The organism is Saccharothrix lopnurensis, assembly GCF_042658445.1.
GTDB lineage: Bacteria > Actinomycetota > Actinomycetes > Mycobacteriales > Pseudonocardiaceae > Actinosynnema > Actinosynnema lopnurensis.
In genome coordinates this window covers 15,354-34,604 of record NZ_JBHSQO010000068.1, presented here as the reverse complement: position 1 = coordinate 34,604, position 19,251 = coordinate 15,354, and the positions used below count along the sequence as shown (strand labels likewise).

At 74.6% G+C, this 19,251-nt stretch carries 24 protein-coding genes; 8 read left to right on the top strand and 16 right to left on the bottom strand.

Annotated features, from left to right (window positions below):
• The 3 genes from ACFP3R_RS35590 to ACFP3R_RS35580 form a co-directional block, all read right to left on the bottom strand.
• On the bottom strand, positions 1-1,197 hold a 1,197-nt coding region (locus ACFP3R_RS35590; RefSeq protein WP_380643047.1), incomplete at its 3' end, for a hypothetical protein.
• Positions 1,198-1,224: 27 nt separating this feature from the next.
• Positions 1,225-1,767, bottom strand: a complete 543-nt coding sequence (locus ACFP3R_RS35585) for a DUF3558 family protein (RefSeq protein ID WP_380643045.1) — start codon at positions 1,765-1,767, stop codon at positions 1,225-1,227.
• Positions 1,768-1,784: 17 nt separating this feature from the next.
• Complete coding sequence (locus tag ACFP3R_RS35580) at positions 1,785-2,240, bottom strand: hypothetical protein (protein WP_380643043.1); 456 nt, start codon at positions 2,238-2,240, stop codon at positions 1,785-1,787.
• Between the two features lie 186 nt (positions 2,241-2,426).
• Here ACFP3R_RS35580 and ligD point away from each other — a divergent pair, with 186 nt between their 5' ends.
• The 6 genes from ligD (at position 2,427) to ACFP3R_RS35550 (ending at position 8,905) form a co-directional block, all read left to right on the top strand.
• Positions 2,427-3,419 carry a non-homologous end-joining DNA ligase gene (gene ligD, locus ACFP3R_RS35575; protein WP_380643041.1) on the top strand — a complete coding sequence of 331 codons (993 nt, stop codon included), beginning with the start codon at positions 2,427-2,429 and terminating at the stop codon, positions 3,417-3,419.
• A 76-nt stretch (positions 3,420-3,495) separates the two neighbouring features.
• Positions 3,496-3,831, top strand: a complete 336-nt coding sequence (locus ACFP3R_RS35570) for a helix-turn-helix domain-containing protein (protein WP_380643039.1) — start codon at positions 3,496-3,498, stop codon at positions 3,829-3,831.
• A 299-nt stretch (positions 3,832-4,130) separates the two neighbouring features.
• Positions 4,131-4,337: a hypothetical protein gene (locus ACFP3R_RS35565; RefSeq protein ID WP_380643037.1), complete on the top strand. Its 207-nt coding sequence runs from the start codon at positions 4,131-4,133 to the stop codon at positions 4,335-4,337.
• A 456-nt stretch (positions 4,338-4,793) separates the two neighbouring features.
• A complete protein-coding gene (locus ACFP3R_RS35560; protein WP_380643035.1) occupies positions 4,794-5,105 on the top strand; it encodes a hypothetical protein in 312 nt (103 codons plus the stop codon).
• 176 nt (positions 5,106-5,281) lie between these two features.
• Positions 5,282-8,059, top strand: coding sequence for a glycosyl hydrolase (locus ACFP3R_RS35555; protein ID WP_380643033.1), 2,778 nt, complete (start codon positions 5,282-5,284; stop codon positions 8,057-8,059).
• 168 nt (positions 8,060-8,227) lie between these two features.
• Positions 8,228-8,905, top strand: a complete 678-nt coding sequence (locus ACFP3R_RS35550; RefSeq protein ID WP_380643031.1) for a DUF6319 family protein — start codon at positions 8,228-8,230, stop codon at positions 8,903-8,905.
• Between the two features lie 327 nt (positions 8,906-9,232).
• On the opposite strand, the gene ACFP3R_RS35545 is transcribed toward ACFP3R_RS35550, so the two are convergent.
• Positions 9,233-10,777 carry an alpha/beta hydrolase gene (locus tag ACFP3R_RS35545; RefSeq protein ID WP_380643029.1) on the bottom strand — a complete coding sequence of 515 codons (1,545 nt, stop codon included), beginning with the start codon at positions 10,775-10,777 and terminating at the stop codon, positions 9,233-9,235.
• 80 nt (positions 10,778-10,857) lie between these two features.
• Here ACFP3R_RS35545 and ACFP3R_RS35540 point away from each other — a divergent pair, with 80 nt between their 5' ends.
• Positions 10,858-11,778, top strand: coding sequence for an EamA family transporter (locus ACFP3R_RS35540; RefSeq protein WP_380643028.1), 921 nt, complete (start codon positions 10,858-10,860; stop codon positions 11,776-11,778).
• Positions 11,779-11,786: 8 nt separating this feature from the next.
• On the opposite strand, the gene ACFP3R_RS35535 is transcribed toward ACFP3R_RS35540, so the two are convergent.
• From ACFP3R_RS35535 to ACFP3R_RS35480, 12 genes are all read right to left on the bottom strand, one after another.
• On the bottom strand, positions 11,787-12,302 hold the full coding sequence (locus ACFP3R_RS35535) for a hypothetical protein (RefSeq protein WP_380643026.1): 516 nt from the start codon (positions 12,300-12,302) through the stop codon (positions 11,787-11,789).
• Positions 12,303-12,312: 10 nt separating this feature from the next.
• Complete coding sequence (locus ACFP3R_RS35530; RefSeq protein ID WP_465270005.1) at positions 12,313-13,386, bottom strand: ATP-dependent DNA ligase; 1,074 nt, start codon at positions 13,384-13,386, stop codon at positions 12,313-12,315.
• 27 nt (positions 13,387-13,413) lie between these two features.
• Entirely contained in the window at positions 13,414-13,950 is a 537-nt protein-coding gene (locus tag ACFP3R_RS35525; RefSeq protein ID WP_380643022.1) for an alkaline shock response membrane anchor protein AmaP, read from the bottom strand.
• Entirely contained in the window at positions 13,947-14,489 is a 543-nt protein-coding gene (locus ACFP3R_RS35520) for a DUF6286 domain-containing protein (protein WP_380643020.1), read from the bottom strand. The genes ACFP3R_RS35525 and ACFP3R_RS35520 overlap by 4 nt, the downstream gene beginning before the upstream one ends.
• Positions 14,490-14,492: 3 nt before the next feature.
• A complete protein-coding gene (locus ACFP3R_RS35515; protein WP_380643018.1) occupies positions 14,493-14,741 on the bottom strand; it encodes an Asp23/Gls24 family envelope stress response protein in 249 nt (82 codons plus the stop codon).
• Between the two features lie 38 nt (positions 14,742-14,779).
• Positions 14,780-14,956, bottom strand: coding sequence for a hypothetical protein (locus ACFP3R_RS35510; RefSeq protein ID WP_380643016.1), 177 nt, complete (start codon positions 14,954-14,956; stop codon positions 14,780-14,782).
• An 8-nt stretch (positions 14,957-14,964) separates the two neighbouring features.
• The gene (locus ACFP3R_RS35505; RefSeq protein WP_380643014.1) at positions 14,965-15,162 is read right to left on the bottom strand and encodes a hypothetical protein; all 198 of its coding nucleotides are present in this window, start codon (positions 15,160-15,162) and stop codon (positions 14,965-14,967) included.
• Entirely contained in the window at positions 15,159-15,407 is a 249-nt protein-coding gene (locus tag ACFP3R_RS35500; protein ID WP_380643012.1) for a hypothetical protein, read from the bottom strand. Before ACFP3R_RS35500 ends, ACFP3R_RS35505 begins: the two co-directional genes overlap by 4 nt.
• A gap of 5 nt (positions 15,408-15,412) precedes the next feature.
• A complete protein-coding gene (locus tag ACFP3R_RS35495; protein WP_380643010.1) occupies positions 15,413-15,865 on the bottom strand; it encodes an Asp23/Gls24 family envelope stress response protein in 453 nt (150 codons plus the stop codon).
• A 77-nt stretch (positions 15,866-15,942) separates the two neighbouring features.
• Positions 15,943-16,461 carry a hypothetical protein gene (locus tag ACFP3R_RS35490; RefSeq protein ID WP_380643008.1) on the bottom strand — a complete coding sequence of 173 codons (519 nt, stop codon included), beginning with the start codon at positions 16,459-16,461 and terminating at the stop codon, positions 15,943-15,945.
• Positions 16,458-17,024: an RNA polymerase sigma factor gene (locus ACFP3R_RS35485; protein WP_380643051.1), complete on the bottom strand. Its 567-nt coding sequence runs from the start codon at positions 17,022-17,024 to the stop codon at positions 16,458-16,460. The genes ACFP3R_RS35490 and ACFP3R_RS35485 overlap by 4 nt, the downstream gene beginning before the upstream one ends.
• 104 nt (positions 17,025-17,128) lie before the next feature.
• The gene (locus ACFP3R_RS35480; RefSeq protein ID WP_380643049.1) at positions 17,129-17,896 is read right to left on the bottom strand and encodes a pyrimidine reductase family protein; all 768 of its coding nucleotides are present in this window, start codon (positions 17,894-17,896) and stop codon (positions 17,129-17,131) included.
• A 39-nt stretch (positions 17,897-17,935) separates the two neighbouring features.
• On the opposite strand from ACFP3R_RS35480, the gene zapE reads away from it, so the two are divergent.
• Positions 17,936-18,943 carry a cell division protein ZapE gene (gene zapE / locus ACFP3R_RS35475; protein WP_380643006.1) on the top strand — a complete coding sequence of 336 codons (1,008 nt, stop codon included), beginning with the start codon at positions 17,936-17,938 and terminating at the stop codon, positions 18,941-18,943.
• Positions 18,944-19,251: the final 308 nt, after the last annotated feature.

Sequence of the window (19,251 nt, the reverse complement as noted above, 5' to 3'; positions counted from 1 at the left end):
CCCCTGTCCCTCGCCCCCCCGCCCGGCGCCCGCCGCGCCCCGCGTCCCGGCCGCCCCGCGACCGCCCGCCGGTCCGCCGTGCCCGCCCGGTCCGGGGGTGCCGGTCGGGCCGAACCCGGACTGGCCGCCCGCGCCCAGCGGACCGAACCCGCCCCGTCCACCCGCGCCGCCGGCGCCACCCGGCACGCCGCCGCCGGGCATCCCGCCGGGCCCACCGGGACGGCCGCCCGGACCGCCGAGCCCGCCGGGACCGCCGCGTCCGGTGCCGCTCCCGGGAGGTCCGGGACGCGGGCCGGGCGGCCGGGCACCCGGTGGCGGGACGGGCCGTCGGGGCGGGACGTCCTGGCTGCCGCCCGGCGGCCGGGCGCCCGGTGGGGTCACCCACGGGGGCTGGATCGGCGGCGCGGTCGTGATCGGGGGCGGCGGGGCGACCGGGGGCGTGACGGCCGGCGGGGTGACGTTCGACGGCGCGGTCCACGAGGCGTGGGTCGTGCCACCGGTGTCGTCGCCCCCGCTGTCACCGCGCCGGGTGCCCGCCGTCTCCGGCGAGCCGGTCCGCGAGGTCGGGTCGACCGAGTGCGTGGTGACCGAGGAGGTCGTCTTGTCGGAGCCGGTGGCCGTGCCCTGGTCCCGGGTGACGGTCGGGAGCTCGGCGAAGGCCGGCATCGACGAGGTGGCGGACCGCATGGTGTCGTCCCGGACCTGCATCACCTGGACGGCCTCGGCCTTCGCGTTCTCGGACCTGGCCTTCTGCAGGGGCATGGTCACCGGGAGCGCGGCGAGCTGGAAGAGGCTGCCGCTGCCGATCGCGTCGGTGAACATCTTCCGGGGGTCGTACTCGATCGGGTCGGGCATGCGGGTCTTCGCCTCGGAGGCGGCGGTCGTCTGGTGGTGCAGCGCCGTGCCCGTGGCGGTGAAGTGGTCGCCGGTCATGTCGCTGAACCGGCCGACCTTGGCCAGGGCGGCCCGGACGCCCTCCCCGGCGCTGCCGGTCCAGCCCGACTCCGAGCCGCTGACGATGACCTGGAAGTCGACCGCCAGCTGCGTGAAGGTGGCGCCGATCGACTCCCACTCGCCGGCGATCTCACCGGCCGAACCGGGGTTGAAGTTCTCCTCGACCTGCCGCTTCATGTCCTCGTGCCGGTGCGCGGGGTAGTTCGCGGTCGGTTCGGGGACCGGAGGCTTCTCCATCGTCATGTCATCCCTCCTCGGGACGTCGGCGGGTCAGGGCAGCTTGGGTGCGATCAACTCGGCGGCGTCGGTCGCCCGCGCGCAGGCCGCGGCGGTGTCGGTGGAGCCGGCGGTGAGGTTCGAGATGACCACCATGCTGGCCGACTCGGTGACCTCGATCGCTACCGTGCAGAGGTACGCAGCGCCGTTCGGAGCCTGTTCCCGGACCGCGTCGTACTCGCCCACCTTGATCGGAGAAGTCGCCGCCCGGTCCAGGCCGAGATCGTCGACCGCCGCCTCGGCGCCGACCGAGAGACCACCGTTGCCGCTCACCTTCCACTCGCAGATCTCCTTCCCGGCGAGGTCGTCCGGACTGCCGGGAGGGGTGAGGCCCAGGCCGCTCACCTCGGCGTCGGTGAGCAGGTCGCACGGCTTGACGCCGGCGAGCGCGTTGTCGCCCGGCGCCGCCGCGCTGCCGGCGGTCGTGCCGGTGGAACGCGGGGTGGGCTCACCAGGCTCGTTCGTGGAGCAGGCGGTGGCCAGCAGCGACAACCCGGCGAAACCGGCGATCGCGAGACGGGCAGTGGTCAGCTTCATGGCAGGTCTGGCGTCCCTCAGAGGTTGTCGAACGTCTGCGACTTGGCTTCTTCGACGTTCTGGTAGGAATCCCGGCTCTTCTCGATCTGGGTTTTCAGGTCGCTGATCGCCTTGACCATCTCCGGGATGATCTCGGCGGTGGCCTGGTTGCCGATCTCGGCGTTGACGGAGCCGATCTCCTCCGCGTACCCGCCGCCCAGCGGGGTTCGGAGGCTGAGGCGTCGGGAACGTCCGGGGATCGCGTCCAGGGCGTCCTGCATCTCGGTGAGCTTGCGCAGCATCGAGTCGACCGCGTGGGGGTCCACCGAGAGCGCCTGCGCCTCGTTCGCGGCGGCGACCGCCTTGGTGGCGGCGACGACGTCGCTCAAGCCCATGGTCAACACGCTCATGAGCCCACCCCCACCCTGCCGGCGGTACTGGTCCAGGGCGTACTGGCCGACGTCCCCCGTCGAACCCCCGCTCTCGTCGGTCACGGCACGAACCTCCCCGATTGCGCTCCGTGGTCGGCTCAGGACTTTATCGGAGCGCGGTCGGGGCAGGCGTGCGTTCGACCACTTGCATGCGATCGGGTTAAGCGCGGGTGGATTCCGCACCCGGCACGCACTGTGCGGCGATCGTCCTCCCCGACGTCCAGGCCGATCGGGACTAGGCTCACCCGGGTGGCCCAAGCGGTGGAACTGAGCGTCGGTGAGCGCGTGGTCCGGGTGTCCAACCCGGGCAAGGTGTACTTCCCCGAACGAGGGATCACGAAGCTCCAGGTGGTCGAGTACTACCTGGCCGTGGCCGAACCGCTGTTGCGCGTGCTGCGCGACCGCCCCACCACGCTGAAGCGCTACGTGGACGGCGTGGAGGGGGAGGCGTTCTACCAGAAGCGGCTGCCCAAGGGGGCGCCCGAGTGGGTGGGCACGGCGCGCATCAGGTTCCCTTCGGGACGCCCCGCGGACGAGGTGTGCCCGACCGAGCCGGCGGTGCTGGCGTGGGCGGCGAACCTCGGCACGTTCGACTTCCACCCCTGGCCCGTGCGCAGCTCCGACACCGACCGGCCGGACGAGCTGCGCGTGGACCTCGACCCGCAGCCGGGCACCGACTTCCGGGACGCCGTGGACGTGGCGCTGGTCCTGCGCGAGGTGCTGGACGAGCTCGGCCTCGTCGGCTACCCGAAGACCTCCGGGGGCCGGGGCGTCCACGTGGCGGTGCGCATCCGGCCGGAGTGGGACTTCGTGGACGTGCGGCACGCGGTGATCGCGCTGGCGCGCGAGGTGGAGCGCCGGGCGCCGGACCGGGCGACCACGTCGTGGTGGAAGGAGGAGCGCGGCGAGCGCGTCTTCCTGGACTACAACCAGGCCGCGCGGGACCGCACCATCGCGTCCGCCTGGTCGGTGCGCGGCACGCCCCGCGCCACCGTGTCGATGCCGGTGACCTGGGACGAGCTGTCCACTGTGGACCCGGACGACTTCGACGTGCTCACGGCGCCGGCGCGGCTGGCCGAGCACGGCGACCCGCACGCCGGCCTGGACGACGAGGCGTTCGGCCTCGACACCCTGCTGGACTGGTACGCCGGCGACGAGCGCGGCGAGCTGCCCTACCCGCCCGACTACCCCAAGATGCCCGGCGAGCCGCCGCGCGTGCAGCCCTCGCGCAAGCGGGCCTAGAGCTGCGGAAACGGCCGGTCCCACGTCCTGCTGCCTCCACCACGGCGTTCACTCGCCGGATAACCCGAATGATGCGTTGCACCCTCCCTGCCGCCACTTGAAGTGGCCGGGAGGGTGCGGACATGACGCCACGCAGGGCACGCGGCGGGACCCGACGCCGCTGGGGATCGGCCGGCGCGCGCGCACGATCCGCCGCCGGCGTGGCTTGTCCCTCGGCGTTGCCGCCGGACTGGCCGGTATCTCCGCGCCGTACCTGTCGATGCCGGAGAACGGCCGCCGCCGGTTCGAGCGGCGGGGCTTGCTGGAGGACATCGGCGTCGTCCTGTTCGACGCGACCGTGCCGACGTGCCCGCCCGGCGGGCGCACCGACCGCTCCGACAACCGCGCGTACCGGACCGGAGTGGACAGCTGAGGGAAGGTGTTGCGGCCCTGCGGATCGGCATGGTTCGCCAGCCCGGCAGCACCACTGCCGACGACGAGACGTCGCAAGCGGTCCGAGCCGCCGCGCGTGCAGCCGTCGCGCAAGCGGGCCGAGTGACTGTCCGCCGAACGGGTGGTGTTCTTCGTCCCGGTGGGCAAGAGGAACGCCGGCGCCAACCGCGACAGCTGCCGGTCCGTGAAGTCCGGTCGACCCCACCTGGTGGGACCCCCGGTCCACTCCTCAGACATCAGGGGGTCGCGCGCTCCGGCGCAACGCGCCACGATGGGCCCGTGTTCGAAAGATGCCTGGAAGTGCGCCTCCCGGCCGACCTGACCAACCGGGAGTACGCCGCGCTCGCGCACGCGATCTGCGGGCTGCTCCACGCGAGCGGCATCGGGGAGGTCAGCGCCGTGCGCCTGGACGACCGGATCGGCGATGTCGAGATGAACGCCGAGTTCGACGTCCTCGCCGCCCTCAACCCCTGGAGCCGCCGGTGAACCGGTTCCCCGCCGGCCGCGCGGGCTTCCCACCCGCCGGCACCGGGAAGTGGTTCGCCGCGCTGGAGACCGGTCGCGGCCGACCTGTGCGGTCGGCGACGAGCACGTGCTGAGGACCGGGACGGGTTCGTCGGGGTGCGGGCGGGTCGAGCGGCAGCGGGTCCGCGGGCTCCGCGGGCTCGGCGCGCACCGGCCGACCGGAGCCCGGACCTCTCCGCGGGCGTCGACCTGGGCGCGCCGGAGCGGGTGCTCGCCCACACCGGGGTGATGAGCGTCCACCTCCTGGTCACCGGTGGCGACCGCGAGGCTCCCCCACGACCGCCGACACCCCCGATGACCTGGCCGGACACCGGTTCTGGCACTGGTCCGACCGGCTGTTCCCGACAGCGGATCGGCCCTGGTCCGACTGGTCCGCCCGTACCATGGACGGGAACGCCGGGAGAGGGAGGCACACCGATGACGCAGGCGTACGTGGTCCGGTTCGTCGGCGGTCCCCTCGACGGCCGGGTCGACTCGCGCACCGGACCGCCGGCCTCGCCGAAGCAGACGGTCACCCACGTGCACCTCCACGGCGGTCCCAAGATCGTCCACCACTACGACCTGGAGTACGCCGTCGAGTACGGCTGCGAGTACCGCCTCCGGGTGGACGAGGACCCCGACGAGACCCCGGCCGAGACCTCGGGCGAGACCCAGGCCGGGAACCCCGCCGAAGACCCCTCCGAAAGCCCGGAGGACGCCGTCGACGGCGAGGGCGGCCACGCGTCCTGACCGGACCGCGGGGGGCGTCGCACGACGTCACGGGGGCGGCGCGGTGAGACGCCTTGACACCGCAAGACGCGGTCAACCGTAGACAGGCGGGCAACCGGGCGTTTACCGTTCACAGGTGTGAGAGCGCTCTCATGCGCTTCCGCTCACAGAGCTGTGAGTCCCTGCTGGAGGTTCCCGTGCGTTCGATTCGCCCACACCTGGCGGCTTTGGCGGTCGCCGTGGCCGCGGCCGCCGCCATCCCGCTGGCCCTGCCCGGCACCGCCGGCGCCGTCACCGTCGGTTCCGGCAGCTACGCCACCACCCGGCCGGCGGGCACCACCGGCCCGACCAACTCCGACGGCGCGGCCGTCTCCCCGAAGGTCACCTCGCGCGTGGCCGGCCGCCCGGTCCCGACCAACGACTGGTGGTCCTCGCTGGCCTTCCAGCGCTACGCGGGCAACCCGTACTCCGAGAACATGTACGCCCACCCGCTGACCTTCCACGCGGCCGCGCAGGGCCTGGGCGTCGGCTACCCGACCAACCCGGTCATCACCCCCGACGGCCGCGGCTACGAGTTCATGCACCAGGACGAGCTGTTCATCGGCGTGAGCGGCCTCAACGCGCCGCGCACGCAGGTCGACGGCTGGTCCGACTGGACCGTCACTCCTCTGTGGACCGACGGCACCCGCACCCTGCGCACCACCATCGGCCACGGCTCGCCGTACGTCTACGCGGAGGCCACCGGCGGCAACGCCCGGGTCGGCTTCAACGGGTCCACGACGATCTGGAGCAACACCGGCACCACCCTGGGCGTCACCGTCAACGGCCACGACTACGCCCTGTTCTCCCCGGCGAACTGGTCGGTCACCGGCACCGCCGAGGCCACCTCGCCCGCGTCGTTCTTCTCCGTCGCGGTGCTGCCGAGCCGGGACGCGCTGAGCCTGTTCCAGCGCTACGCGTTCTCCTTCGTCGCCGACACGAAGGTGAGCTGGTCGTACAACTCGGCCAACGCCCAGCTCAGCGCCACCTACACGGCCACCACGACCGCCCGCCAGGGCACCCAGACCGGCACCCTCCAGGCCCTCTGCCGGCACCAGTGGCTCAACTCCACCGACGCCACCACCGGCTACCGCTACACCTCGCCGCGCGGTGAGATGCGGTTGCGCGAGGGCGCCTCGTTCACCACGCGCAGCGCGTTCAACGGCGTCCTGCCGGCCCTGCCCCTGTCGCCGGCGGCCGACAAGAACCGCCTGCGCGCGGAGATCGACCAGGAGCTCAACGCCGCCGACCCGTGGAAGGGCGCGGTCGACACCTACTGGACCGGCAAGGCGCTGTGGCGACTGGCCGCGCTGGTGCCGGTGGCCAACCAGATCGGCTACACCGAGGGCCGCAACCGGCTGCTGACCCTGGTCCGCGACCGGCTCACCGACTGGCTCACCGCCTCCTCCGGCGAGTCCGGCCGGCACTTCGCCTACGACGCCACGTGGGGCACGCTCATCGGCTACCCCGCGGGCTACGGCACCGACGCCGAGCTGAACGACCACCACTTCCACTACGGCTACTACGCGCTGGCCGCCGCGATCGTCGCGCAGCACGACGCGGCGTGGGCGAGCGACTCCCGCTACGGCGGCATGGTCAAGCTGATCCTCAAGGACGCCAACAACCACGACCGGTCCGAGTCGCGCTTCCCGTTCCTGCGCAACTTCGACGCCTACGCGGGCCACGGCTGGGCCTCCGGCCACGCCGGCTTCGCGCACGGCAACAACGAGGAGTCCTCGTCCGAGGCGATGATGTACGCCACCGCGGCCGTGCTGTTCGGGCAGGCCACCGGTGACACCGGGCTGCGCGACGCCGGCATCTACCTGCACACCACGCAGGAGACCACGATCGGCCAGTACTGGTTCGACAAGGACAACGCGGTCTTCCCGTCGGCCTACGGGCACGACACCCTCGGCATCGTCTGGGGCGCGGGCGGCAGCTACAGCACGTGGTGGACGGCCAACCCCGAGGAGATCCACGGCATCAACATGCTGCCGATCACCGGCGGCTCGCTCTACCACGCCGACTACAAGGCCGACATCCTCCAGAACATCAACGAGCTGCGCGCCAACAACGGCGGCACCGAGGTCGAGTGGAAGGACGTCATCACCCAGTTCCTGGCGCTGGCCGACCCGGCGCAGGCGCTGTCCCAGTACGGCAGCGGCCTGGAGCCGGAGAGCGGTGACTCCCGCGCCCACGCCCACCACTGGCTGACCTCGCTGAACACCTTCGGCACCCCGGACACCTCGGTCACCGCGAACGTGCCCACGCACGCCGTGCTGACCAAGAACGGCGCCCGCACCTACGTCGCCTACAACCCGGGCACCGCGGCGACCACGGTCACCTTCTCCGACGGCCAGACGCTGGGCGTGCCCGCGTCGTCCACCGCGTGGCGCGGCCCGGCCGGCAGCGGCACCGACACCGGCTCGGGCGGCGTGGTCCCGACCTCCACGACGACCACGAGCACCACCACCACGACGACCACCACGACCACGACGACGACCACCACCACGCCGCCCACGTCCCGCAACGCGTTCGGCACCATCCAGGCCGAGTCCCACGACCAGCACCGCGGCCTGGTCCGCGAGACGACCTCCGACACCGGCGGCGGCGAGAACATCGCCGGCATCGCCAACGGCGACTGGGCGCTGTACCGGGGCGTCGACTTCGGCTCCCGCACCGGCAGGCAGTTCACCGCCCGGGTCGCCAGCGGCGCGTCGGGCGGCGTGAGCGGCCTGGTGGAGGTCCGCGTCGGCAGCCCGACGGCCACCCCGGTCGGCAGCTTCTCCGTCGCCAACACCGGCGGCTGGCAGAGCTGGCGCACGGTCCCGGCGAACATCTCCGGGCTGACCGGCAGCCACGACGTCTACCTGACGTTCACCAGCGGCCAGCCCGCGGACTTCGTCAACGTCAACTGGATCACCTTCGGCTCCTGAGCCGGCACCCCCGGGTGAGGGGTCCCGTGTGGACGGCGACGTCCGCGCGGGGCCCCTCACCCCTTTTCCGGGGTCGTCCGCCGGGAACGCCACCGACCTCCGGCGCTGTCGGTGGCATAGGGCAAACTGCACGACCGAACACTTGTGCGAGTTGTGGAGGTGGCCGAGATGGCGAAGGGGAAGCCGAACTCGTTGTCCCCCGAGGACATCGAGCACTTGCGCGCGGAGCTGACCGCGGGCCGGCCGCCCGCGGTCTGGTTCACCTCCGCCGCGGTGGGGGTGGAGGCCGGCCGGTCGGGGAAGGTGATGGCGTTCACCGAACCGGAGGAGGGTGATTTCATCCAGGTGCGGCCGACGGGGGACCGGGACGACCTGTCGTTCTCGCCCGGCGAGCTGACCGTGGAGAAGCCCGCCCCGCGCAAGCGCGCGCCCGTCGCGCCGAAGGAGCCCGAGCCGGCGGCGCCCGCGCCGGTCGAGCACATCTACACGCCCGCGCCGCCGCCGCCCAAGCCGAAGCCCGCGCCCGCGCCGACCCCGAGGCCCGCGCCCGCCGCGAAGCCGGCCGGCGCCCGCAAGGGCAAGCCCGCCGAGGTGACGGTGACGCTGGTGTCCACCGCCGAGGGCGAGTGGACCGTGGACGTGCAGTGGGGGTCGAAGCGGACGCTGAGGTCGGCGCCCGTGGCGGCCTCGGCGGTGGCCCAGGCGGCGAAGCTGCTGCCGCCGGAGGTGGACGAGGCGGTGGACAGCGTGCTGACGGCCGCGCGGGAACGGCACCTCGCGCGCGTCGAGCAGCTGCGCGCGGAGCTGGAGGCGGCCCAGCGGGCGCTGGACGAGCTGTCCGACTGACGGGAGGCCGACCACGTAGTGCAACCACTCGGCGGTCGGCGTTCCGCTATCGAGTGAGGGGGCTTCCCACGCCCAGCGGTAGGGCGCACCGCGAGGGCGAAATACCTTCGGTCGCAGGGGTATCCGCCCGAACCACGGAGGTCATCATGGTGGAGAGCACGACTCCGGAGCAGGTCCGGCTCGACGGCTGCAACTGCTGCGGCGGGTGCACGGGTCCCGGCTGCGGGTGCTGTTCGAGCTGTTAGCGGGCGACCGGCCGACCACCAGGCCCCGGTCGCTCGGCGCGCCGGGGCCGGTGCCGGCCGCCACCGCGACCACCGTCCCCGATCAGGGCGGGCAGACCGTGCCCGAGTTCGGCACCCGGGCGTCGACCAGGAACGCCTGGGCCGCCGCCGTCGCGCAGGCCGACTGCCCCAGCGCCCCGTGCCCGCTGCCCTGCCAGCCGACCACGACCCCGGCCGGCAGCGACTGGGCCGCCCGCTCCGCGCCCGCCGCCGGCGTCACCGGGTCGGCGGCCGTGGTCAGCACCAGCACCGGCGGCGCGCCCGCCGGCTTCGGCACGTCCACCTCCTGCGGCACCGGGAACGGCCCGCACGTCAGCAGCTTGCGCGCGAAGTGGGCGCCGAACAGCGGGTGCTTGCCCCGCCAGTCCTCCGCCACGCTGTTCACCCGCTCCGGCGGGATCCGCGTGGTGGTGTCGTTGCACGAGGTGATGATCCCGGCGTCCAGCCACGGCGGGCTGTCGTCCTGGTCGAGCAGCAGCGGTTCGACGAAGGCGCTCAACGCGCTCCCGTCCCCGCCCTCCGCCGCGACCAGCGCGTCCGCCAGCGCCGGCCAGCGCGACCGGTCCGCCAACCCCGCCAGCACCGCCACCGTCGCCGTGCCGGGGGTCAGGTCCACGTCCGCCCCGCGCAGCGGCTCGTCCCGCAGCTCCTCCAGCAGCGCCGTGAACCGCTCCTCCGCGTCCCCGCCCAGCGGGCACCCGCGCACCGCGCAGTCGCGCCCGAACGCGGCGAACGCCTCACCGGCCGCGACCGCGCGCGCCTCGGCCACGCCCTGCGCGTCCAGCGTCGGGTCCGGCGCGCCGTCGAACACCATCCGGCCGATGCGGTCCGGGTACCGGCTCGCGTAGAGGGTGAGCACCCCGGAGCCCTCGCCGACACCGATCGCGTTGAGGTGCGGCACGCCCAGCACCTCGCGCAGCTGCTCCAGGTCGGCCGCCGCCCGCCAGGAGTCGACCGCGGGCAGCCGGTTCTCCAGGTCGATCACGCACTCCTGGCTCGCCCTGGTCAGCGCGTCCTGGAGGTCCTCCGACCCCGGCTCGCCCGGGTCGGCCTCCACGATGGCCTCCCGCGACGAGTCCGGCACGCACTGCACGCCGTCCGACCGGCCCGTGCCCCGCCGGTCCACGCCGATCAGGGTGTAGGTGGACAGCAGCTCCGCGGGCAGCGTCGCCGCCAGCCGCGCGGCCTTCAGCGTGCCCGGCTCGCCCTCCGCGTCGCCGACCACGACCAACGGGCTGCCGCCGGTGCCCACGCGCAGCAGCGCCGTGGTGAGGCTGCCGCGGCCGGGCCTGCTCGGCACGTCCAGCCGCACGGTCAGCCGCGCGCACTCGTACTCCTGACCGCCCGCGGGCGCGGTGCCGCCCATCCGGTCCCGGGTCTCCCCGGTGCACGAGGACCAGGGCAGGGCGTCCCGCTCGTAGTTCGCCAGCGGCGGGACCTCGCGCGGACCGGGCGGCACCACGACCTGCGACGTCTGCCCGCCGTCGCCGTGCACGGCGATCACCGGGCGGGTCGACGGCCCCGCGCTGCACGAGGCCAGCGCGGTCAGTCCCACCAGGATCAGGGCGGCGTGACGCCGACGCGGCACAGCAGGTCCTCGCTCTCTCCCAACAGCGTGGGCCAAGCCTCACACAATCCAGGTGAGGCCCCGGTGAGCGGGCTGTCAGGATGGGTGACGTGGTCACGGTGCACGTCGAAGGCATCCCCGAGCGCGGGTATCACCGCTCGGGGCCGGTCGGGTTCGCGTCCAGGGCGTTCGGCGCGGTCCCGCCGCCCGCCCTGGTGCTGCTGGGCGTGATCAGCGTCCAGGTCGGCGCGGCGGTGGCCAAGCAGCTGTTCACCCTGGCGGGCGCGGCCGGCACGGTCACGCTGCGGCTCGTGCTGGCCGCGCTGGTGCTGCTGGTGGTGTGGCGCCCGTCGCTGCGGCTGGACCGCCGGACCTGGCTGGTCATCGCCTCGTTCGGCCTGGTGCTGGGCGTCATGAACCTGTGCTTCTACCAGGCGATCAAGCACATCCCGCTGGGCGCGGCGGTCACCCTCGAGTTCCTGGGCCCGCTGGCGGTGGCGGTGTTCGGCTCGCGCCGCTGGCTGGACGGCCTGTGGGCGCTGCTCGCGGCGGCCGGCGTGCTGATGCTGACCAGGGTGGACGGTGGGCTGGAGCCGGTCGGCGTGCTGTTCGCGCTGGCTGCGGGCGCCTGCTGGGCCGGGTACATCCTGCTGGGCGCGGCGCTGGGCAGCCGCACCTCCGACGGCCGGGGCCTGGCGCTGGCGATGGTGTTCGGCGCGGCGCTGGCGCTGCCGTTCGGCGTGGCCGAGGCGGGCACGGCGCTGCTGGACCCGGTGGTGCTGATCGCGGGCGCGGCGGTGGCGCTGCTGTCCTCGGTCGTCCCGTACTCGCTGGAGCTGGAGGCGCTGCGCCGCATCCCGCCGCGCGTGTTCGGCATCCTGATGAGCGTGGAACCCGCGGTCGCCGCGCTGGCCGGCCTGGTCGTGCTCCACGAGGCCCTGCACCCCGCGCAGTGGGCGGCGGTGTTCTGCGTGGTGCTGGCGTCGGTCGGGGCGACGCGGACGGCCCGACCGGAGGTGTAGCGGCGGGGTCAGGACCGCTCGGGACCGGCCTTCCCCGGCGCCTCCTCGGCGGCCTCCTCGGCGGCCTTCTCGGCGGCCTTCTCCGGGGGCTCCTCCGGGGGCTCCTCCGTGCCCAGCCTGCCGTCGAGCAGCTCGCCGCCGCGCTGCTCGAACTCGCCCGCGTAGGCGGCGGAGTACTTCCGGAACAGCGCGAGCCGGTCGCCGCCCGCCGCGACCTCGGCCCGGAACTCGTCGTGCAGCAGGCGCATGGCGTTGACGTCGCCGCGCCGCTGCCGGCTGTGCAGGTAGGGCTTGAACGTCACGTTCAGCCCACCCACCACGGCCGCCGCGAGCAGCAGCACCTTGCCGAGCGCGGTCTCCGACGAGGTGAAGCCGACCGCCAGCACCGCGGGCACCAGGATCAGCACGACCGTGTAAGCCACGCCGGTCGTGCGGTGCACGTTGCGCCACAGGGTCAGCCGGCGGCAGTCCCGCCGCATCCGCTGGTCCAGTTCGCCGATGAGCGCGTCCGCGTCCCCCACCACGACCGGGAGACTACGCGGGTCGCACCTCTCCGCGCAGGACCGACTCCACGTCGTAACGGGCCGGCTGGTCGAGCTGGTCGTAGCGGCACGACCCGGGCTCCCGGTCGGGCCGCCAGCGCCGGAACTGGCCGTTGTGCCGCAGCCGGGCGGGCGCGGCGCCCTCGGTCTGCGCGTAGGAGATCTCCAGCACCCGCTCGGGCCGCAGCGCCACCCACCCCGCCTGCTTGCCGCGCCACCGGTTGATCTCGCCGGGCAGCCGGCGGCCGTCCGGCTCGACCAGCCACGGGTGGTCGTCCTCGGTGATCAGCCCGGCCAGCTCGGCGGCCAGCGCCCGCCGCTCGGCGGCCTTGAACGACCCGACCACGCCCACGTGGTGCAGCACGCCCCCGTCGTCGTGCAGGCCGAGCAGCAGCGAGCCCACCGCGGTGCCCGGCTCGGTGTCCTTGTGCCAGCGCAGGCCCGCGACCACGCACTCGGCGGTGCGGGCGTGCTTGACCTTGATCATGACGCGCTTGCCGGGGGAGTAGGGCGCGGCCGCGGGCTTGCCGACGACCCCGTCCAGGCCCGCGCCCTCGAACAGCTCGAACCACTGCACCGCCACCGCCGCGTCCGGGGTGGAGGGCGTCAGGTACAGCGAGTCGCCGGGCGTGATCAGGCCCTCCAGCTCCTCGCGCCGCTTCGCGCACGGCTCGTCCAGCAGCACCCGGTCGCCCAGCGCGAGCAGGTCGAACGCCACGAAGCTCGCGGGCTGCTGCTCGGACAGCAGCGCGATGCGGCTGGCCGCCGGGTGGATGCGGTCGGACAGCGCGTCGAAGTCCAGCCGGTCGTCCTTGGCCACGACCAGCTCGCCGTCCACCACGACCCGCGGCGGCAGGGCGCGCCGCAGCGCGGCCTCCGCCTCGGGGAAGTAGCGGTTGAGCGGCTTGCCGCTGCGCGACTGGAGGACCACCTCGTCACCGTCGCGGAACACCACGCACCGGTAGCCGTCCCACTTCGGTTCGAACAGCAGGCCGGCGTCGGTGGGGATGGTGTCGACGGCGGTGGCCAGCATCGGTTGCAGGGGAGGGTTCAGCGGGAGCGCCACGCCGGCCATCCTGCCTGGTCGGCCGCCTCAGCGCACGCGTTCGCGCTCCTCGGCGGCCAGGTCCAGCCGCACGGTGGCGGGCAGCGCGGCGACGCCCAGCGCCCGGCGGGCCCGGACCAGCACCCGGTCGTCCAGCTCCCCCCACACCGCCCGCACGTCCGCGCCGTGCCGCAGCGTCAGCCGCACCCGCAGCGCGGGCGTGCCGACGACCCGCACCCGCGCCCGGGACACCCCGCCGATCCGCTCGGCGTCCGACCGGACCGCCGCGGCCAGCGCCTTCGCCGTCACCACCAGCCGCTCGTCCAGCACCAGGTCGGGGTGGGACTCGGGCCGCGCCGCCCGCCACGCCCACCCCAGGCCCAGCACCACCAGGACCAGCCCCAGCACGACCAGGCCGACCCGCACCCACGGCAGGTGGCGGTCGACCAGGTCGAGCACCGCCGGGTCCAGCACCGGCCGGTCGACCCGCCACCGGTGCAGGGCCACCACCCCGCCCCCCACGAGCAGGGCGACGAGCCCGAGCAGGAACGCCGCGGTCCGCTCGGCGCCGTTCGCCCGGTTCACCGGACCTCCCCGGGCACGAGGGGCCGGGCGGCCCGGTCCTTCGGGGAGAGGACCACCACCGACACCCTCGGCCGGACCGGCATCGGCAGCTCCTCGACCGCCGACCGAGCCACCTCCAGCAGCCGGGGGCGCAGCGACGCCTCGTCGTGCACGCGGCTGGTCACCCGCACCCGCACCCGGCGGCGCGACGCCGTCACCGACGCGCCGGACACGCCCTCCTCGGCCCGCACCCGGTGGCCGACCACCCGGGCCAGCGAGGTCGGCGTGGTCACCACCCGCACGCCGGCGGCCGGCTCGTCCAGCGGGACCTCCGACGACCGCGCGGTCAGGGCCAGGACCAGCAGCACCAACCCGCCGGCCGCCACGCCCGCGCCGACCAGCGCCACCGGCCGGTCGGTCCACGCCCAGCCCGCCAGGGACACCCCGGTCAGCGGACCGCGACCGGCCCACCGCCACACCACCTCGGCCACCAGCAGCAGCCCGGCGGCGGCCAGCGCCAACCCCAGCGGCGGCGACAGCACCCGCAGCAGCACGCGCACCGCTCACCCCACCCGCGTCCGCGGCGCGGTGCGCAGCTCCGCCACCGTCACCGCCACCGACCGGACCCGGTAACCGGTGATCCGCTCGACCTCGTCGACGACGCTGCGCCGCACCTCCGCCGCCGCCTCCCGGACCGGCGCGGGCCAGCCCAGCGCCACCCGGACCGCCACCGCCACGTCGTCCTCCGTCCGGTCCACCCGCACCGCCGCCGGCTCCGCGCCGGGCACGAGGCCCACCGCGTGCTCGGCCACCTTCCGCACCACGGACGGGTGAATCTCCAGGGTGCCGCTCACCGGTCGCGGCCCCGGCCGAGCAGGTCGCCCAGGTCGAGCCGCCCGTCCAGCACGCGGCCGGCGACCAGCCCGATCACCCCCACCGCCAGGGTCACCAGGAAGGCGGTGAACCCGCTCGTCGCGGCCAGGCCCAGCACCAGGCCCGCCAACAACCCCACCTGCGTCGCGCTCATCAGCTCTCCTACTCCAGGTTTCGACGGGGCCGCCGGCGCAACCGGCGCCACCAGGGCCGGCGCTCCACCACGACCGGCGCGTCCCAGCGGGCGCCCAGCTCGTCGCGCAGCGCCGCCAGCCCGAGGGCGAACGCCTCGGGATCGCCGCCCACGTCCGGGTGATGGGCCCGCACGAACGCGCGGAACTCCGCGCCGCGGCGCCTCACGCGTCCACCAGGTCGGCCACCACGACGTCCACCGGCGCCGGCCCGGTCACCGCCCGCACCCGGTCCCGCAGCTCGTCGACCACCTCGGGGATCGGGCGCCCGAGCCGCAGCACCACCGCGACGCCCACGCGCCCCTCCACCCGGACGCCGACCACGCGCCGCCCCGGCAGGTAGGAGGCGAAGGCGTCGTCGAGCCGCGCCACGGCCGGGTGCGCGAGCACCGCCGCCTCGACGCCCTCGGACACGTCCGTCACTCGACCCGGCCCGGCCCGGCGGACCGGTCGCGGTCGTCGTCGTCCTCGGGCAGGTGGATGTCGTTGACCGCGATGTTGACCTCGATGACCTCCAGGCCGGTGGTCCGCTCGACCGCGGTGATCACGTTGCGCCGCACGGCCCGCGCCAGGTCGACGATGCCCGCGCCGTACTCGACCACGAGGTCCAGGTCGATCGCGGCCTGCTTCTCGCCGACCTCGACCGCGACGCCCGCGGTGTTCGCGGTGCCCGCGCCGGGGATGCGCTCGCGCAGCGCGCCGAACGCGCGGGAGACGCCGCCGCCGAGCGCGTGCACGCCGGAGATCTCCCGTGCCGCGATGCCCGCGACCTTCTGCACGACCGACGACGCGATGGTGGTCTTGCCCTGCGTGGTGTCGTCGGCCAAGCGGGCGGGGACGTTGCCCTCCGGCCTGGTGGTGCCCTGAGCCATGGCGGGTCCTTTCCGGATCGTTGTGCGCACGATCGGATGCGGACCGTCACCGGGTCATGCCGGTGATGTGACCGGGGTCACTCGATATCGACCAGGTGGACGTCCACCGCGGGCGCCACCGCGCCCAGCCGCGCCGCCAGTTCCGCGGCCAGCCGCACCCGCAGCGCGTCCGCCGCCTCCACCGCGGCCGTGCCGTACCGAGCGGCGACCAGCACCTGGAGCCTGCCGTCCTCCACCGCCGCGCCGCGCACGCGCAGGTCGAACCCCGCCGCGAGGTCGACGGCGAGCCGCCGCGACACCGCGAGCACCGCCCCCGCGGAGACGGTCAGCCGACCGCCCTCCTGCTCCAGCACCACCGGCTCGCCGACGGGCCGCGCGCCGCGCACCGCGCCCAGCACCCGGTCCACCAGGCCGGGCGGCGTCGGCACCGGTGTCACGGCGGTCCGCCGCACCGCCCGCCACCGCTCGCGCAGGACGTCCGCCTCGGCGGCGCAGAACGGGCACCCGGCCGCGTGCCCGGCCAGCTCCGCGTCGTCACCCTCGGTGACCAGGCGCACCAGGTCGGCCTCGGCGCGGCCGCAGGGGAGCGCGCTCACCGCCGGTCCCCCAACTTCGCCATGAGCGCCACCCTCGCCCGGTGCAGCCGCGAGCGCAAGGCCGGCACCGGGATGCCCAGCACCTCGGCCACCTCCTCGTAGCTCAGCCCCTCCAGCTCGCGCAGCACCAGCGGCACCCGTTGCGTGGGCTCCAGGGTCGCGATCGCGCGCAGCACCACGTCGGTGACCTCGTTGCGCAGCAGGGCCGCCTCGGGCCCGCCGTCCGCCCGGGGCTCCGGCGCGGACTCCAGCGGCACGGTCGGCCGCGCCCGGCGCAGGTGGACCAGCGCGGCGTTCGTCACCACCCGGTACAGCCACGTCGAGGCGGCCGCGTCACCCCGGAACCGGGGCAGCGCCCGCCACGCCGAGATCCACGCGTCCTGCACCACGTCCTCGGCCTCGACCGGGTCGCCCACGACCCGCAGCGCGACCCGGTACATGCGCCCGGTGTGCCGGCGGACCAGCTCGTCGAAGGCCGCGGGGTCCCCGCGCACGGCCGCCGCCAGCAGCGGCCCGTCCTCCGCCGCCCCGGCCGGCCCGTCCTCCGCGGGCCCGCCCTCCACGCCACCGGCCGCCACAACCCCCGCGCCACCCGCGTCACGCGCGCCACCCGCCGGACCGGCCACCTCCCCACCCACCGGGTCCGGCTCCGGGTCCGGGTCCGGTGTCACGCGAGCGCCCGGCGGTACCGCAGCAGCAACGCGCTGTCGGCGTGCAGCACCGACGCCAGCTCCAGCCGCCGGGGCACCTCCGGGCCGGTGGCGATCCGCCCCGCGTCCCCGCCCACCAGCAGCGGCGAGAAGGTCACGCACAGCACGTCCACCAGGTCGGCCGCGACCAGCGAGCCGAACAGCGCGGGCCCGCCCTCGCAGTCGACCCGCCGCAGCCCGCGCTCGTCCAGCGCCGCCAGCGCCACGCGCAGGTCCACCTCCGCCTCACCGGCCACCACCACGTCCGCCCCGGCCTCGACCAGCGCCCGCCGCCTGCGCTCGGGCGCCGCGGCCGTGGTGATGACGATCGGCGGGACCGGCGTGCCGGCCACCAGCGGGGACGACGGCTCGACCGAGCACCGCGCGGTCACCACGGCGATCGGCGGCACGGGCGCCAGCCCCAGCCGGGCCCGCCGCTCGGCGCGGACCTCGCCCACCCGGACCCCCTGGTAGCCCTCCGCCGCCGCCGTCCCGTGCCCGACCAGCACCACGTCGCACAGGTCGCGGCCCAGCACGAAGACCTTCTTGTCCGCGGCGTTGCCCAACCCGGCGGACCGGCCGCCCACCGCCACCGCGCCGTCCACGCTGGACACGAAGTTGACCTGCACCCAGGGCCGGTCGAGCCCGTCGGGGTAGTCGTAGAGCCGTTCCAGCTCCTCGTCGGTGACCTCCTCGCCGGTGCTGTTCCCGCCGGGGGTCCCGCCGTCACGTGGTGGCCACAACATCCGCACGACCACATCCCAGCACGCCATTAGGCTTCGGGCATGTCCGCCACGCGCCTGTCCGACCGAACCCCGCACGTCGAGGCGGACGAGCTGGTCGCGGCGATGGTCCCGCCGCCCAGGTTCGACGGGGTCCGCTTCGACACCTACGAGCCCAACCCGGACGAGCCGAGCCAGGCGGCGGCCGTGGCGGCGTGCCGCGGGTTCGCCGAGCGGGTCTCCGGGGGCGGTCGCCGGAGTTGGCTGGGCTCGCTGTTCAAGCGCTCCCCCCGGCCCGACGACCAGCCGGGCCTCTACCTGGACGGCGGGTTCGGCGTCGGCAAGACCCACCTGCTGGCCTCGACCTGGCACGCCGTGCCGGGGCCGAAGTCCTACGGCACGTTCGTGGAGCTGACCAACCTGGTCGGCGCGCTGGGCTTCGCCGAGACCGTGCGGCGGCTGTCCGGGCACCGCCTGCTCGCCATCGACGAGTTCGAGCTGGACGACCCGGGCGACACCATGCTGGTCACCCGCCTGGTCAAGGAGCTGACGGCGGCGGGCGTCTCGGTCGCCGCGACCTCCAACACCCTGCCGGACAAGCTCGGCGAGGACCGCTTCGCCGCCGCCGACTTCCTCCGCGAGATCCAGTCGATGTCGTCCAGGTTCGCGGTCGTCCGGGTCGACGGCCCCGACTACCGCCACCGCGGCCTGCCCGACGCCCCGCCGCCGATGGCCGACGAGGACCTGCGCGCCAAGGCCGCGAGCACCCCCGGCAGCACCCTCGACGACTTCGCCGACCTGTGCCGCTCCCTGGCCCGCCTCCACCCGGCCGGCTACGGCCGCCTGGTCGACGGCGTCACCGCGGTCCACCTCAGCGGCGTCCACCCGGCCCCGGACCAGTCGGTGGCCCTGCGCCTCGTCGCCCTGGGCGACCGCCTCTACGACCGCGACATCCCGGTAGCCGTCTCCGGCGCCCCCCTCTCCGACCTCTTCACCCCCGAGATGCTGACCGGCGGCTACCGCAAGAAGTACCTGCGCGCCATCTCCCGCCTGGTAGCCCTCTCCCGCTGACCCACCGGCCCCAACCCCCAACCCAGGGGTCCCGAACCCCCAACTCACCCGACCTGAACGCTCAACTCACCCGACCTGAACGCTCAACTCACCCGACCTGAACGCTCAACTCACTCGACCTGAACGCTCAACTCACTCGACCTGAACGCTCAACTCGCGCGACCTGAACGTACGACTCGCGCGACCTGAACGTACGACTCGCGCGACGTGAACGTACGACTCGCGCGACGTGAACGTACGACTCGCGCGACGTGAACGTACGACTCGCGCGACGTGAACGTACGACTCGCGCGACGTGAACGTACGAC

Excerpts from the sequence above, each read along its gene's own strand:
- zapE (WP_380643006.1), top strand. The coding sequence starts at position 17,936 with ATGTCCGCCACGCGCCTGTCCGACCGAACCCCGCACGTCGAGGCGGAC.
- ACFP3R_RS35495 (WP_380643010.1), bottom strand. The coding sequence starts at position 15,865 with ATGGCTCAGGGCACCACCAGGCCGGAGGGCAACGTCCCCGCCCGCTTG.
- ACFP3R_RS35510 (WP_380643016.1), bottom strand. The coding sequence starts at position 14,956 with ATGAGCGCGACGCAGGTGGGGTTGTTGGCGGGCCTGGTGCTGGGCCTG.
- ACFP3R_RS35540 (WP_380643028.1), top strand. The coding sequence starts at position 10,858 with ATGGGTGACGTGGTCACGGTGCACGTCGAAGGCATCCCCGAGCGCGGG.
- ACFP3R_RS35480 (WP_380643049.1), bottom strand. The coding sequence starts at position 17,896 with ATGTTGTGGCCACCACGTGACGGCGGGACCCCCGGCGGGAACAGCACC.
- ACFP3R_RS35560 (WP_380643035.1), top strand. The coding sequence starts at position 4,794 with ATGACGCAGGCGTACGTGGTCCGGTTCGTCGGCGGTCCCCTCGACGGC.
- ACFP3R_RS35550 (WP_380643031.1), top strand. The coding sequence starts at position 8,228 with ATGGCGAAGGGGAAGCCGAACTCGTTGTCCCCCGAGGACATCGAGCAC.
- ACFP3R_RS35585 (WP_380643045.1), bottom strand. The coding sequence starts at position 1,767 with ATGAAGCTGACCACTGCCCGTCTCGCGATCGCCGGTTTCGCCGGGTTG.